The organism is Pseudomonas sp. L5B5 (genome assembly GCF_020520285.1).
GTDB lineage: Bacteria > Pseudomonadota > Gammaproteobacteria > Pseudomonadales > Pseudomonadaceae > Aquipseudomonas.
In genome coordinates, this window is the sequence record NZ_CP084742.1 from 3,763,476 (window position 1) to 3,776,055 (window position 12,580).

The 12,580-nt window shown below is 63.2% G+C and carries 13 protein-coding genes; 8 read left to right on the forward strand and 5 right to left on the reverse strand.

The genetic code is table 11. The annotated features are described in order from the left end of the window. Nucleotides 1–58 precede the first annotated feature (58 nt). From glnA to LGQ10_RS17170, 3 genes are all read left to right on the forward strand, one after another. A complete protein-coding gene (glnA, locus tag LGQ10_RS17160) occupies nucleotides 59–1,465 on the forward strand; it encodes a glutamate--ammonia ligase (RefSeq protein WP_226522661.1) in 1,407 nt (468 codons plus the stop codon). Nucleotides 1,466–1,617: 152 nt separating this feature from the next. Then, nucleotides 1,618–2,172, forward strand: a complete 555-nt coding sequence (locus LGQ10_RS17165; protein WP_226522662.1) for a chorismate mutase — start codon at nucleotides 1,618–1,620, stop codon at nucleotides 2,170–2,172. Between the two features lie 60 nt (nucleotides 2,173–2,232). Further along, nucleotides 2,233–2,727, forward strand: coding sequence for a DUF4124 domain-containing protein (locus tag LGQ10_RS17170; RefSeq protein ID WP_226522663.1), 495 nt, complete (start codon nucleotides 2,233–2,235; stop codon nucleotides 2,725–2,727). Between the two features lie 7 nt (nucleotides 2,728–2,734). On the opposite strand, the gene LGQ10_RS17175 is transcribed toward LGQ10_RS17170, so the two are convergent. Continuing rightward, a complete protein-coding gene (locus LGQ10_RS17175; protein ID WP_226522664.1) occupies nucleotides 2,735–3,829 on the reverse strand; it encodes a bifunctional transcriptional activator/DNA repair enzyme AdaA in 1,095 nt (364 codons plus the stop codon). Nucleotides 3,830–4,200: 371 nt separating this feature from the next. On the opposite strand from LGQ10_RS17175, the gene glnL reads away from it, so the two are divergent. Beyond that, entirely contained in the window at nucleotides 4,201–5,286 is a 1,086-nt protein-coding gene (gene glnL, locus LGQ10_RS17180; RefSeq protein ID WP_058435570.1) for a nitrogen regulation protein NR(II), read from the forward strand. Then, nucleotides 5,283–6,719 (forward strand): nitrogen regulation protein NR(I), encoded by a 1,437-nt coding sequence (gene ntrC / locus LGQ10_RS17185; protein ID WP_058435569.1) that lies wholly within the window; start codon nucleotides 5,283–5,285, stop codon nucleotides 6,717–6,719. Before glnL ends, ntrC begins: the two co-directional genes overlap by 4 nt. Before the next feature lie 512 nt (nucleotides 6,720–7,231). On the opposite strand, the gene LGQ10_RS17190 is transcribed toward ntrC, so the two are convergent. After that, entirely contained in the window at nucleotides 7,232–7,672 is a 441-nt protein-coding gene (locus tag LGQ10_RS17190; RefSeq protein WP_226522665.1) for a hypothetical protein, read from the reverse strand. Here LGQ10_RS17190 and LGQ10_RS17195 point away from each other — a divergent pair. Then, nucleotides 7,671–8,126 (forward strand): tRNA (cytidine(34)-2'-O)-methyltransferase, encoded by a 456-nt coding sequence (locus LGQ10_RS17195; protein ID WP_226522666.1) that lies wholly within the window; start codon nucleotides 7,671–7,673, stop codon nucleotides 8,124–8,126. The two genes, LGQ10_RS17190 and LGQ10_RS17195, sit on opposite strands and share 2 nt — an antisense overlap. Nucleotides 8,127–8,282: 156 nt before the next feature. Here LGQ10_RS17195 and secB read toward each other — a convergent pair whose 3' ends face one another. Genes secB through LGQ10_RS17210 form a run of 3 tightly spaced genes read right to left on the reverse strand, consistent with a single transcriptional unit; the run spans nucleotide 8,283 to nucleotide 9,472 of the window. Beyond that, nucleotides 8,283–8,765 carry a protein-export chaperone SecB gene (gene secB, locus LGQ10_RS17200; protein WP_058438339.1) on the reverse strand — a complete coding sequence of 161 codons (483 nt, stop codon included), beginning with the start codon at nucleotides 8,763–8,765 and terminating at the stop codon, nucleotides 8,283–8,285. 39 nt (nucleotides 8,766–8,804) lie between these two features. Beyond that, the gene (grxC, locus tag LGQ10_RS17205) at nucleotides 8,805–9,059 is read right to left on the reverse strand and encodes a glutaredoxin 3 (protein ID WP_022639250.1); all 255 of its coding nucleotides are present in this window, start codon (nucleotides 9,057–9,059) and stop codon (nucleotides 8,805–8,807) included. Then, nucleotides 9,059–9,472, reverse strand: coding sequence for a rhodanese-like domain-containing protein (locus LGQ10_RS17210; protein ID WP_058438338.1), 414 nt, complete (start codon nucleotides 9,470–9,472; stop codon nucleotides 9,059–9,061). Before LGQ10_RS17210 ends, grxC begins: the two co-directional genes overlap by 1 nt. A 150-nt stretch (nucleotides 9,473–9,622) precedes the next feature. Between LGQ10_RS17210 and gpmI the strand changes: the two genes are divergently transcribed. Together gpmI and LGQ10_RS17220 are read left to right on the forward strand one after the other, a co-directional pair. Then, nucleotides 9,623–11,152 (forward strand): 2,3-bisphosphoglycerate-independent phosphoglycerate mutase, encoded by a 1,530-nt coding sequence (gpmI, locus tag LGQ10_RS17215; RefSeq protein WP_226522667.1) that lies wholly within the window; start codon nucleotides 9,623–9,625, stop codon nucleotides 11,150–11,152. A 135-nt stretch (nucleotides 11,153–11,287) separates the two neighbouring features. After that, entirely contained in the window at nucleotides 11,288–12,574 is a 1,287-nt protein-coding gene (locus LGQ10_RS17220; RefSeq protein WP_226522668.1) for a murein hydrolase activator EnvC family protein, read from the forward strand. The last annotated feature ends 6 nt before the right edge of the window (nucleotides 12,575–12,580 follow it).

The window sequence follows — 12,580 nt, forward strand, 5'->3', positions numbered from 1 at the left end:
ATCACCCACATTCTAAGGGCACTCCAACATCAAGCCCGAAGCCACCCCGGAGGACACTATGTCGAAGTCGGTTCAACTCATCAAAGATCATGACGTCAAGTGGATTGATCTGCGCTTCACAGACACCAAGGGCACTCAACATCACGTGACCATGCCGGCTCGTGATGCACTGGATGACGACTTCTTCGAAGCGGGCAAGATGTTCGACGGCTCCTCCATCGCTGGCTGGAAAGGCATCGAAGCCTCCGACATGATCCTGATGCCGGACGACGAAACCGCCGTACTGGATCCGTTCACCGAAGAACCGACCCTGATCCTGGTGTGCGACATCATCGAGCCTTCGAGCATGCAGGGCTACGACCGCGACCCGCGCGCGATCGCCAAGCGCGCCGAAGAGCACCTGAAAGCCACCGGTATCGGCGACACCGTATTCGCAGGCCCTGAGCCTGAGTTCTTCATCTTCGACCAGGTGAAGTTCAAGTCCGACATCTCCGGCTCGATGTTCAAGATCTACTCCGAGCAAGGCTCGTGGATGTCCGACCAGGACGTGGAAGGCGGCAACAAGGGCCACCGTCCAGGCATCAAGGGCGGCTACTTCCCGGTTCCACCGTTCGACCACGACCACGAAATCCGTACCTCCATGTGCAACGCACTGGAAGAAATGGGCCTGACCGTCGAAGTTCACCACCACGAAGTGGCAACTGCCGGCCAGAACGAAATCGGCGTCAAGTTCAACACCCTGGTGAAGAAGGCCGACGAAACCCAGACCCTGAAGTACGTCGTGCACAACGTGGCCGACGCCTACGGCCGTACCGCCACCTTCATGCCCAAGCCACTGTACGGTGACAACGGCTCGGGCATGCACGTGCACATGTCGATCTGGAAAGACGGCAAGAACACCTTCGCAGGTGAAGGTTATGCCGGCCTGTCCGACACCGCCCTGTACTTCATCGGCGGCATCATCAAGCACGGCAAGGCCCTGAACGGCTTCACCAACCCGGCCACCAACTCCTACAAGCGCCTGGTTCCAGGCTTCGAAGCTCCGGTAATGCTGGCCTACTCGGCTCGCAACCGCTCCGCTTCGATCCGCATTCCTTACGTGTCGAGCCCTAAAGCCCGCCGTATCGAAGCACGCTTCCCGGACCCGGCTGCCAACCCGTACCTGTGCTTCGCTGCACTGCTGATGGCCGGCCTGGATGGTATTCAGAACAAGATCCACCCTGGCGATGCCGCTGACAAAAACCTGTACGACCTGCCGCCTGAAGAGGCGAAAGAGATCCCACAGGTTTGCGGCAGCCTGAAGGAAGCCCTGGAAGAGCTGGACAAGGGCCGTGCGTTCCTGACCAAGGGCGGCGTGTTCAGCGACGATTTCATCGACGCCTACATCGCCCTGAAAAGCGAAGAAGAAATCAAGGTTCGCACCTTCGTGCACCCACTGGAATACGAGCTGTACTACAGCTGCTGATCCGGTAGCGCTCGCACAAGCGGCGTGATCGAGAGGCCTCCTTCGGGAGGCCTTTTTCATGCCCGCCAGAAAGTGCCCGGGGATTTTTCATGGGCGCACCGCCCGCTTGCAGGCATCATGGCCAGCCCCCTTACCTACCCGGGAGCCCGCAGATGAAGTCGTCCCTGAACCTGTTTTTTGTCCTGGCCTGCGCCCTGCTCGCCAGCCTGGCCCGGGCCGATGACGCCCCCGCCAGCCTCGCCCCCTTGCTGGGCAGCATCGGCGCACGCCTGGCACTTGCCGACCAGGTGGCCCTGAGCAAATGGGACAGCCACAAGGCCGTGGAAGACCGACCGCGCGAGCAGCAGGTGATCGCAGGCGCCACGGCCCAGGCCATCCGCCATGGCCTGGATGAGGCTACGGTCGGGCAATTCTTCGCGGCGCAGATCGAGGCCAACAAGCTGGTGCAGTACGCCAGGCTTTCGGCCTGGCACCTGCAAGGCCAGGCACCGGACACACCACGCCAGACGCTGGCCGGGCAGATCCGCACGCAACTCGATCAGCTGCAAGAGCGCCTGCTGCAACAACTCGCCGCCTTCGCCCCCTCCCGCACCGACCCTCGATGCCCGCAGTGGCTGGCCCGGGCCAACCAGGCCAGCGATGTGGACCCTCTCCGGCAACTGGCGATGATCCGCGCCACCGCCGAGTTATGTGTGTTCAAAGATTAACCAGGCCCGCTGCGTACCCGGCGCGCCCTATGCTGGGGGCTCTCCAGGAGGATCGGGATCATGCGCGTCGCGGCTTTTTGCCTGTTGTGGATAATCATGCTGCCGGCCAGTGCAGCCCTCTATCGCTATATAGATGACGAAGGCCATCGCACCTTCAGCGACCGGCCACCGGGCGATTCGCCGCTGGCGATCGAGGAGCCGGCCGGCGGCTTGATCCGGGCGCCGATCGTGCGCCCCTCGCCCATCGCTTCGCCGCCCCGGCGAAAGCCCTACACACAAATCCGACTCGACGGCATCACGGACCAGGAAACCCTGCGGGCCAACAATGGCAGCCTGCGCATCCGGGCCCGGCTGCAACCGCCACTGCAGCCGTCCCATCGCCTGCGTCTGGTGCTGGACGGCGAGCCTCATGGCAGTCCCGGCCGGGGACCTCAGCTGCAACTGGAGAACCTCGATCGCGGCCGGCATCGCCTGGTACTGCAGGTTCTGGAGGGCGAGCGAGTCTTGCAGCAAAGCCCGGAGATCGTGTTCGTCCTGCTGCGCGTCCATCGTTGAACGCAGCTCAGGCCACCGCCGGGCTCCCCTGCGCGGCCTGGAGCATGCGTCGCTCGTGCTCCAGCAGCCAGCGCTTGCGCCACAGACCGCCGCCATAGCCAGTCAGGGAACCATCAGCGCCGATCACCCGATGGCAGGCGATGACGATGGAAATCTGGTTGGCCCCATTGGCCCGAGCCACTGCCCGCACCGCTGTCGGCGAGCCGATCTGCCGTGCCACCTCGGCGTAGCTGCACGTGCTGCCTGGGGGAATCGCGCGCAGCGCCTGCCAGACCGTACGGGTAAAGGCCGAGGCGTTCATCGCCAGCGGTGTGGCGAAATGCACCGCGTCGCCGGCGAAGTAGCGTTGCAATTCGGCCTCGATCTGATCGATGGGAGCAAAACGCCCGAAGCCTATGCTCGAACCACTGCTCTTTTGCAGGCTCTGCAGTTCGCTGGCCAGCGCCGGGCGATCGAAGAACTCCAGCAGATGCAGGACCTGGGCATCCGCCACCGCCAGCATCACCCCGATGGGCGTCTGCAGCCAATCGACCTTGAGCAGTTCCCGGCCCCGCAGGTTCGACGGCGGCTGGCCCGCCAGACGGCCGAAGGCACGACGAAAGCCACTGTCGGAGTCGAACCCGGCGCTGATCTGCGCCTCGATCACCGACTCTCCGCAAGACAGCTGCTGCATGCCCTGGCCCATGCGTCGCAGGCGCGCCATTTCCAGAAAGGTGACACCGAAATAGCGCTTGAATGCGCGGCGCACGGTGGACGGGTCCAGCCCCAGGGCGATCAGGTCGTCTTCATGCCAGCGACGCTCCGGGTCGCCGCCCAACTGTTCGAGCAGGGTCTTCACCCAAGGCTCCTGGACCCCGGCCCGCTCCAGTGGGCGACAGCGCAGGCAGGCACGGAATCCCGCTTCGACACAGCCCTTGATGGAGCCGAAGAACATCGTGTTCTCGCGCTTGGGCTTGCGTGCGGCGCAGGTCAGGCGGCAGAACACGCCGGTGCTCTTCACCCCGACAAAGGCAAAGCCTTCATAGGCCGGGTCCCGCGCCAGCAGCGCCTGATACAGGGTGTCGTCGTCGGGAAGCTGGAACAGCAGAGGGGCATTTTCCATGACCGCATCCTAAACCTTGAAACATCGGGTTCGAGCACTCTAAACCCGTGGGTGGGCCCGCGCCGCTGAAAAACGGGCGTTGATTCTTCTATCTGGACGCGTCCGTCAAGCGTTGTTCACATTCATGCACTATATTGGTGCAACACCTTGCACCCCGGTGCCAATACCAGCCCATTTTGGTTCGAAAATACCCGCCAGAGCTGGCAAAGCGCCACAGAATCCGGCTTCAAACGCCTGTTTCAGGGGCTGCACGCTTCTTTTCGGAGCCTTGGTTTGGTTTTTGCATTTTCTCCACCGCAGCGCCTCAGCCGCGCGCGCACTTCGGGACCGGCCCCGGATTGTCTTGCTTCAAAAGAGGTCACCATCTACCCATGACCATCAGCGACCCACTGCACCGTCTGCTACTGGACAACCTGACCACCGCCACCATCCTGCTCAATGCCGACCTGCGCCTTGAGTACATGAACCCGGCGGCGGAAATGCTCCTGGCCATCAGCGGCCAGCGCAGCCATGGGCAATTCATCAGCGAGCTGTTCACCGAGTCGGCCGAGGCCTTGAGCTCCCTGCGCCAGGCAGTGGAGCAGGCCCACCCGTTCACCAAGCGCGAAGCCATGCTCACCGCCCTCACCGGCCAGACCCTGACCGTGGACTATGCGGTAACCCCCATCCTCAGCAACGGCGACACCTTGCTGCTGCTGGAAGTCCACCCCCGGGACCGGTTGCTGCGCATCACCAAGGAAGAGGCCCAGCTGTCCAAGCAGGAAACCAGCAAGATGCTGGTGCGCGGCCTGGCCCACGAGATCAAGAACCCCCTGGGCGGGATTCGCGGCGCCGCCCAGTTGCTGGCCCGTGAGCTGCCCGAGGAAGGCCTGCGGGACTACACCAATGTGATCATTGAAGAGGCCGATCGCCTGCGCAACCTGGTGGACCGGATGCTGGGCTCGAACAAGCTGCCGTCCCTGGCGCTGACCAATATCCATGAAGTGCTGGAGCGGGTTTGCAGCCTGGTGGAGGCCGAGAGCCAGGGCTGCATCACCCTGGTGCGGGATTACGACCCGAGCATTCCCGATGTGCTGATCGACCGCGAGCAGATGATCCAGGCGGTGCTCAACATCGTGCGCAACGCCATGCAGGCCATCAGCACCCAGAACGAAATGCGCCTGGGCCGCATCACCCTGCGCAGCCGCACCATGCGCCAGTTCACCATCGGTCACGTGCGCCACCGCCTGGTGACCAAGATCGAGATCATCGACAACGGCCCGGGCATTCCCGGGGAGCTGCAGGACACCCTCTTCTTCCCCATGGTCAGCGGCCGTCCGGACGGTACCGGGCTGGGCCTGGCCATCACCCAGAACATCATCAGCCAGCACCAGGGCCTGATCGAATGTGACAGCCATCCAGGCCACACCACCTTCTCGATCTTTCTGCCACTGGAACAAGGAGCCCCATCGACATGAGCCGAAGTGAAACCGTATGGATCGTCGATGACGACCGCTCAATCCGCTGGGTCCTGGAAAAGGCCCTGCAGCAGGAAGGAATGACGACCCAGAGCTTCGACAGTGCCGACGGCGTGATGAGCCGCCTGGCGCGCCAGGCTCCCGACGTGATCATCTCCGACATCCGCATGCCCGGGGCCAGTGGCCTCGACCTGCTGGCACGGATACGCGAGCAGCACCCGCGCCTGCCAGTGATCATCATGACCGCGCACTCCGACCTGGACAGTGCCGTCGCCTCCTACCAGGGCGGCGCCTTCGAATACCTGCCCAAACCCTTCGACGTCGACGAGGCCGTCTCCCTGGTCAAGCGCGCCAACCAGCACGCCCAGGAACAGCAGGGCCTGGAGGTGGTGCCGAGCCTGACCCGGACCCCGGAGATCATCGGCGAGGCGCCGGCGATGCAGGAGGTGTTCCGCGCCATTGGCCGGCTGAGCCACTCCAACATCACCGTGCTGATCAACGGCGAGTCCGGTACCGGCAAGGAACTGGTGGCCCACGCCCTGCACCGCCACAGCCCGCGGGCGAGCTCGCCGTTCATCGCCCTAAACATGGCGGCGATTCCCAAGGACCTGATGGAATCCGAGCTGTTCGGTCATGAAAAAGGTGCCTTCACCGGCGCCGCCAACCTGCGTCGCGGACGCTTCGAGCAGGCCGACGGCGGCACCCTGTTCCTCGACGAAATCGGTGACATGCCGGCCGACACCCAGACCCGACTGCTGCGGGTGCTGGCTGATGGCGAGTTCTATCGGGTCGGCGGCCATACCCCGGTCAAGGTCGATGTGCGGATCATCGCCGCCACTCACCAGAACCTAGAAACCCTGGTCCAGGCCGGCAAGTTCCGCGAAGACTTGTTCCACCGCCTGAACGTGATCCGCATCCATATTCCACGCCTGTCGGATCGTCGCGAAGACATCCCGACCCTGGCCAGGCATTTCCTCGGCCGCGCGGCCCAGGAACTGGCGGTGGAACCCAAGCTGCTGAAGAACGAGACCGAGGAATACCTGAAGAACCTGCCGTGGCCCGGCAATGTGCGCCAACTGGAGAACACCTGCCGCTGGATCACCGTCATGGCCTCCGGCCGCGAAGTGCATATCGGCGACCTGCCGCCGGAGCTGCTGAGCCTGCCCCAGGATTCGGCTCCGGTGACCAACTGGGAGCAGGCCCTGCGCCAGTGGGCCGACCAGGCCCTGTCCCGTGGCCAGTCCAACCTGCTGGACAGCGCGGTGCCGAGCTTCGAGCGGATCATGATCGAGACGGCCCTCAAGCACACCGCCGGCCGACGCCGCGATGCCGCCGTCCTGCTGGGCTGGGGGCGCAATACCCTGACCCGCAAGATCAAGGAACTGGGCATGAAGGTCGATGGGGGCGACGAGGAGGATAGCGACGAGGCTTGAGCTGCTGTTGTGTAACCCCTATCGCGGGCACGCCTCGCTCCTACGGACCTTGTGTTTCGTAGGAACGAGGCTTGCCCGCGATGCTTTTCGTGCACCGAAATGGTGAGCCTGCACCGCCAAAAGGCTCAGCCAGACGGAGGATGCGCTTCCAAACGGCCGCGCCAGGCCGGACAAGAAAAACTCAACAAAGCGGCGAAAGCCCCGAGAACCGGGGCCTCCAGCTTGACCCTGCAATTAACCGAACAGTTCAAGCCTGAGTTGGCACGCCCCCTGCAACAACAAGATCACGAGCACCACCGCTCACCCGTTTCGGGGACCTTGGTACAGGCAGGCCGAGGATTCCCCTCTTTAATCCCGGTCCGCCACGTTCAAGACGCCGGACCACGCTTTTGGGGACCCTGGTACAGGCAGGCCGGGAATCCCCTTCTTTACACCGGGGCTCATCGCCAGCAAGGCGATCAGTCCCTGCCACTTTGGGGGCCTTGGTACAGGCAGGCCGGGGTTTCCCTCTTTTATTGCTCGCGCAGGCGGACTTCCAGCCGCCAGCGCCCGTCCACTTCCTCCCCGCTCCACTGCCCCCGCAGCGGACGAGCGGCCACCAGGTTCAGCAACAGGCCCTGATCCGCCAGGCGCACCCGCCAGTTCACTGCCCGCTGGTTGACCTGCAATTGCCCCTGCCGTGCCTGGCCCGTTGCATCGAACAGCAGCGCCACCGCCCCCTCGACATGTTCGCCATGGACCTTGGGCTCATGATTGAACCAGACCACCAGGCCATCGGGCATGCTCTGGACCTCGAGCAGTTGCACCGGTTCAGGCTGGGTCAGGCGGCCGATCATCAAGCCGACCATCATCCCGACAATCGCCAGCGAGCCGAACACTCGCAGCATTAGCTTCGGCCGCGTGTACGCTTCAGGCGTAGAATGCTGCCTGTCTTTTTCTTCGGAGCCGTGCATGTTTCACGTCATCCTCTTCCAACCAGAAATTCCGCCGAATACCGGCAACGTTATCAGGCTGTGCGCCAATAGCGGCTGCCACCTGCATTTGATCGAGCCGCTGGGTTTCGAAATGGACGACAAGCGCCTGCGCCGCGCCGGCCTCGACTATCACGAATACGCCACCCTGCAACGCCACCCCGACCTTGCCAGCTGCCTGGCAGGCCTCGGCCATCCCCGCCTGTTCGCCTTCACCACCAAAGGCTCGCGGCCCTTCCACGACGCCAGTTTCCAGGAAGGCGATGCCTTTCTGTTCGGCCCGGAAAGCCGTGGCCTGCCGACGGACGTGCTGGACGCCCTGCCCGCCGAGCAGCGCCTGCGCCTGCCGATGCGCGAAGGCTGTCGCAGCCTCAACCTGTCCAACACCGTGGCGGTGGCGGTCTACGAAGGCTGGCGGCAACTGGGCTTCAAATAAGCTCCTGCTTGTGTAGGAGCGAAGCTTGCTCGCGATGAACGGTAACGCGTTTCGCATCGCCGCTATCGCGAGCAAGCCTCACGCCTACCCCTATGTTTCACCCAGCCATGAAAAAAGCGCCGTCAAGGGCGCTTTTTTCATGACTGGGCGAAACGCTTATTGAACAGTGTTTTCGCCAGCGGCCTGCACGCGTTGCAGCTCCTGGGCGTACAGCGCGTCAAAGTTCACCGGAGCCAGCATCAGGGCCGGGAACGAACCACGGGTCACCAGGCTGTCCAGCGCTTCACGAGCGTAAGGGAACAGGATGTTCGGGCAGAAGGCACCCAGGGTGTGGCTCATGGAAGCCTCGTCCAGGTTCTTGATCAGGAAGATGCCAGCCTGCTGCACTTCAGCGATGAAGGCTACTTCGTCGCCGTTCTTCACGGTCACGGACAGGGTCAGCACCACTTCGTGGAAATCGGTTTCCAGGGCCTTCTGGCGGGTGTTGAGGTCAAGGGCGACGCTCGGCTCCCACTGCTGGCGGAAGATCGCCGGGCTTTTCGGCGCTTCGAAGGACAGGTCACGCACGTAGATGCGCTGCAGGGAGAATTGCGGTGCGCTTTCGTCTTCGGCAGCAGCAGTGTTCTGTTGGTCAGTCATCTCAGATCCTTCTTGATCTCGGGGTCTATAAGGGAAGTTTCAGGCTGCCAGCAGCGCGTCGAGCTTGCCGGCGCGCTCCAGGGCAAACAAATCATCACAACCACCTACGTGGGTGGCACCGATCCAGATCTGCGGCACGGACGTGCGTCCGGCCTTCTGGGTCATTTCGGCGCGCACCTGCGGCTTGCCATCGACCTTGATCTCTTCGAAGGCTACGCCTTTGCTGGCGAGCAGGTGCTTGGCTCGCGAGCAATAAGGGCAGTAATCACTGGAGTAGACGATGACCTGGGACATTACTTCACCAACGGCAGGTTATCCGCCTTCCAGCTGGCGACACCGCCGGACAGCTTGGCCGCGGTGAAGCCGGACTTCATCAGCTCGCGGGCGTGAGCGCCGGCGTGCTGGCCCTGGGCATCGACCAGGATGATGGTCTTGGCCTTGTGCTTCTCCAGCTCGCCGACACGGGCGGCCAGCTTGTCCTGGGGAATGTTCAGCGCGCCGACGATATGGCCCGCGGCGTAATCCTTGGATGGACGCAGATCGACCACCACGCCCTGCTCGCTGTTGACCAGCGCAGTCAGCTGGCCGGTGCTGAGGCTGCGGCCGCCACGGCTCAATTCGTGAGCGATCAGCAGCGCCAGGAGGATGGCGAAAGCACCAACGAGCAAATAGTGTTCAGTAGCGAATTGAATCAGGTGAGCAACCATCGAAGGAGGTTCCAGGGCGTGAAAATGCCGGCCAGTATACACAGCCCTCAAGGTCGGCCAAACCCCGCCCGGCGGTGACGCCGATGGAACTTGCCTTTAAACTGCCACTCCCTTTTTCAACTCCTCCTTATCCAGCCACGAGTGGACGCCATGACTACCACGCCTAAACCTTTGGTCCTGATGATTCTGGATGGCTTCGGTCACAGCGAGAGCCACGAATCCAACGCCGTCTATGCCGCCAGGAAGCCGGTCCTGGACCGCTTGTGCGCCAGCGTGCCCAACGGCCTGATCTCGGGCTCGGGCATGGATGTCGGCCTGCCGGACGGCCAGATGGGCAACTCCGAAGTCGGCCACATGAACCTCGGGGCCGGCCGTGTGGTGTACCAGGACTTCACCCGGGTGACCAAGGCCATCCGCGATGGCGAGTTCTTCGAGAATCCGACCATCTGCGCCACCGTGGACAAGGCCGTGGCCGCCGGCAAGGCCGTGCACATCCTCGGCCTGCTGTCGGACGGTGGCGTGCACAGCCATCAGGACCACCTGGTGGCCATGGCCGAACTGGCCTTCAAGCGCGGTGCCCAGGAGATCTACCTGCACGCCTTCCTCGACGGTCGCGATACGCCGCCCAGAAGCGCCCAGTCGTCCATCGAGCTGCTGGACGAAACCTTCAAGACCCTGGGCAAGGGGCGCATCGCCAGCCTGGTCGGCCGCTACTTCGCCATGGACCGCGACAATCGCTGGGACCGCGTGGCACAGGCCTACAACCTGATCGTCGACGGCCAGGGCCAGTTCAACGCAGCCACCGCCCAGGAGGGCCTGCAAGCGGCCTACGCACGCGATGAAAGCGACGAATTCGTCAAGGCCACCACCATCGGCGAGCCAGTGAAGGTCGAGGATGGCGACGCCGTGGTGTTCATGAACTTCCGTGCTGACCGTGCCCGCGAGCTGACCCGGGTGTTCGTCGAGGACGATTTCAAGGATTTCGAGCGTTCGCGCCAGCCAGCACTGGCCGGCTTCGTCATGCTCACCCAGTACGCGGCCAGCATCCCGGCCCCGGCGGCCTTCGCCCCCAGCAGCCTGGAAAACGTGCTGGGCGACTACCTGGCCAAGAACGGCAAGACCCAGTTGCGCATCGCCGAGACCGAAAAATACGCCCACGTGACCTTTTTCTTCTCCGGTGGCCGCGAAGAGCCGTTCCCGGGGGAAGAACGCATCCTGATCCCATCGCCCAAGGTCGCCACCTACGACCTGCAGCCGGAAATGAGCGCCCCGGAAGTCACCGACAAGATCGTCGATGCCATCGAGCACCAGCGTTATGACGTGATCATCGTCAACTACGCCAATGGCGACATGGTCGGCCACAGCGGCGTGTTCGAGGCGGCGGTGAAGGCCGTCGAGTGCCTGGACCTTTGCGTGGGCCGTATCGTCGACGCCCTGGAAAAGGTCGGTGGCGAAGCACTGATCACCGCCGACCACGGTAACGTCGAGCAGATGTCCGACGAGAGCACCGGCCAGGCCCACACCGCCCATACCACCGAGCCGGTGCCGTTCATCTATGTCGGCAAACGTGCGCTGAAAGTCCGTGAAGGCGGGGTGCTGGCGGATGTGGCACCGACCATGCTCAAGCTGCTGGGCCTGCCGCAACCTGCGGAAATGACCGGCAAGTCGATCCTGGTCTGATAGCAAATGGCCCAATAACTGGCCTTAAACGGCTTTTTATGACGAACGCCTCAAAGCAGTTGGCTTTGAGGCGTTTTTTTTGCAGCGATGGGCGGGCATACTAGGCCGTCCCTTTCCCTGGTGTCGCCCGCCTCTATGCTTCGCGCCCTGATTGCCCTTGTCCTGACCTGCCTGCTCCAACCGGCTTTCGCCGACGAGCGCGCGCAAACCCAACAACAGTTGGACGCCACGCGTCAGGACATCACCGAGCTGAAGAAGCTGCTGGGCAAGCTGCAGGAAGAGAAATCCGGCGTCCAGAAGGAACTGCGCGGCACCGAGACCGAGATGGGCAAGCTGGAAAAGCAGGTCGACGCCCTGCAGAAAGAGCTGAAGAAAAGCGAATCCGAGCTGCAGCGACTCGATGAGGAGAAAAAAAAACTCCAGAGCGCGCGCACTGAACAGCAACGGCTGATCGCCATCCAGGCCCGTGCGGCCTATCAGAACGGACGCCAGGAATACCTCAAGCTGCTGCTCAACCAGCAGAATCCGGAAAAGTTCGCCCGTACCCTCACCTATTACGACTACCTGAGCCAGGCCCGCCTGGAGCAGTTGAAGAACTTCAACGAGACCCTGCGCCAGCTGGCCAATGTAGAGAAGGAAATCTCCCTGCAACAGGCCCAGCTGCTGGCGCAGAAAAGCAGCCTCGACACCCAGCGCGATGAACTGGCCAAGGTCCGCAAGGAACGCCAGCTGGCCCTGGCCAAGCTCAACGACGACGTCAAGGCGCGGGACCAGAAGCTGCAACGGCGCGAGCAGGACCAGGCCGACCTGGCCAAGGTCCTCAAGACCATCGAAGAGACCCTGGCTCGCCAGGCCCGCGAGGCAGAGGAAGCGCGCCAGAAAGCGCTGATCGCCCAGCAGGAAGCCGAAAAAAAGCGTTTGCGTGAGGCCCAGGCCGACACCAGCGATGCGCCGCGCAAGCCGCCCCGCTCGACACCAGGCGCCCTGGTTTCCAGCACCGGCCCGTCTTTTGGCGGCGCATTTGCCTCGGCCCGGGGAAAACTTCCATGGCCAGTCGATGGTCGATTGCTGGCACGCTTCGGCGAAACCCGTGGCGATGACTCCCGCTCCAAGTGGGACGGGGTGATGATCAGCGCCTCCGCTGGCAGCCAGGTGCACGCCGTGCATGGTGGCCGGGTGGTGTTCGCCGACTGGCTGCGCGGTGCCGGCCTGCTGGTGATCCTCGACCACGGCAACGGCTACCTGAGCCTCTACGGGCACAACCAGACGCTGCTCAAGGAAGCCGGCGACGTGGTCAAGGCCGGAGAGTCCATCTCCACAGTGGGCAATAGTGGCGGACAGGACACTCCTGCGCTGTACTTTGCAATTCGTCAGCAGGGCCGCCCCAGCGACCCGGCACAGTGGTGCCACGCGCAAGGATAAGCGCTG

Coding starts and splice junctions, on each gene's coding strand:
- LGQ10_RS17165 (WP_226522662.1), top strand. CDS start 1,618: ATGAAGTCGTCCCTGAACCTGTTTTTTGTCCTGGCCTGCGCCCTGCTC.
- LGQ10_RS17210 (WP_058438338.1), bottom strand. CDS start 9,472: ATGGTTGCTCACCTGATTCAATTCGCTACTGAACACTATTTGCTCGTT.
- ntrC (WP_058435569.1), top strand. CDS start 5,283: ATGAGCCGAAGTGAAACCGTATGGATCGTCGATGACGACCGCTCAATC.
- grxC (WP_022639250.1), bottom strand. CDS start 9,059: ATGTCCCAGGTCATCGTCTACTCCAGTGATTACTGCCCTTATTGCTCG.
- LGQ10_RS17220 (WP_226522668.1), top strand. CDS start 11,288: ATGCTTCGCGCCCTGATTGCCCTTGTCCTGACCTGCCTGCTCCAACCG.
- glnL (WP_058435570.1), top strand. CDS start 4,201: ATGACCATCAGCGACCCACTGCACCGTCTGCTACTGGACAACCTGACC.
- LGQ10_RS17190 (WP_226522665.1), bottom strand. CDS start 7,672: ATGCACGGCTCCGAAGAAAAAGACAGGCAGCATTCTACGCCTGAAGCG.
- LGQ10_RS17195 (WP_226522666.1), top strand. CDS start 7,671: ATGTTTCACGTCATCCTCTTCCAACCAGAAATTCCGCCGAATACCGGC.
- gpmI (WP_226522667.1), top strand. CDS start 9,623: ATGACTACCACGCCTAAACCTTTGGTCCTGATGATTCTGGATGGCTTC.
- LGQ10_RS17170 (WP_226522663.1), top strand. CDS start 2,233: ATGCGCGTCGCGGCTTTTTGCCTGTTGTGGATAATCATGCTGCCGGCC.
- LGQ10_RS17175 (WP_226522664.1), bottom strand. CDS start 3,829: ATGGAAAATGCCCCTCTGCTGTTCCAGCTTCCCGACGACGACACCCTG.
- secB (WP_058438339.1), bottom strand. CDS start 8,765: ATGACTGACCAACAGAACACTGCTGCTGCCGAAGACGAAAGCGCACCG.
- glnA (WP_226522661.1), top strand. CDS start 59: ATGTCGAAGTCGGTTCAACTCATCAAAGATCATGACGTCAAGTGGATT.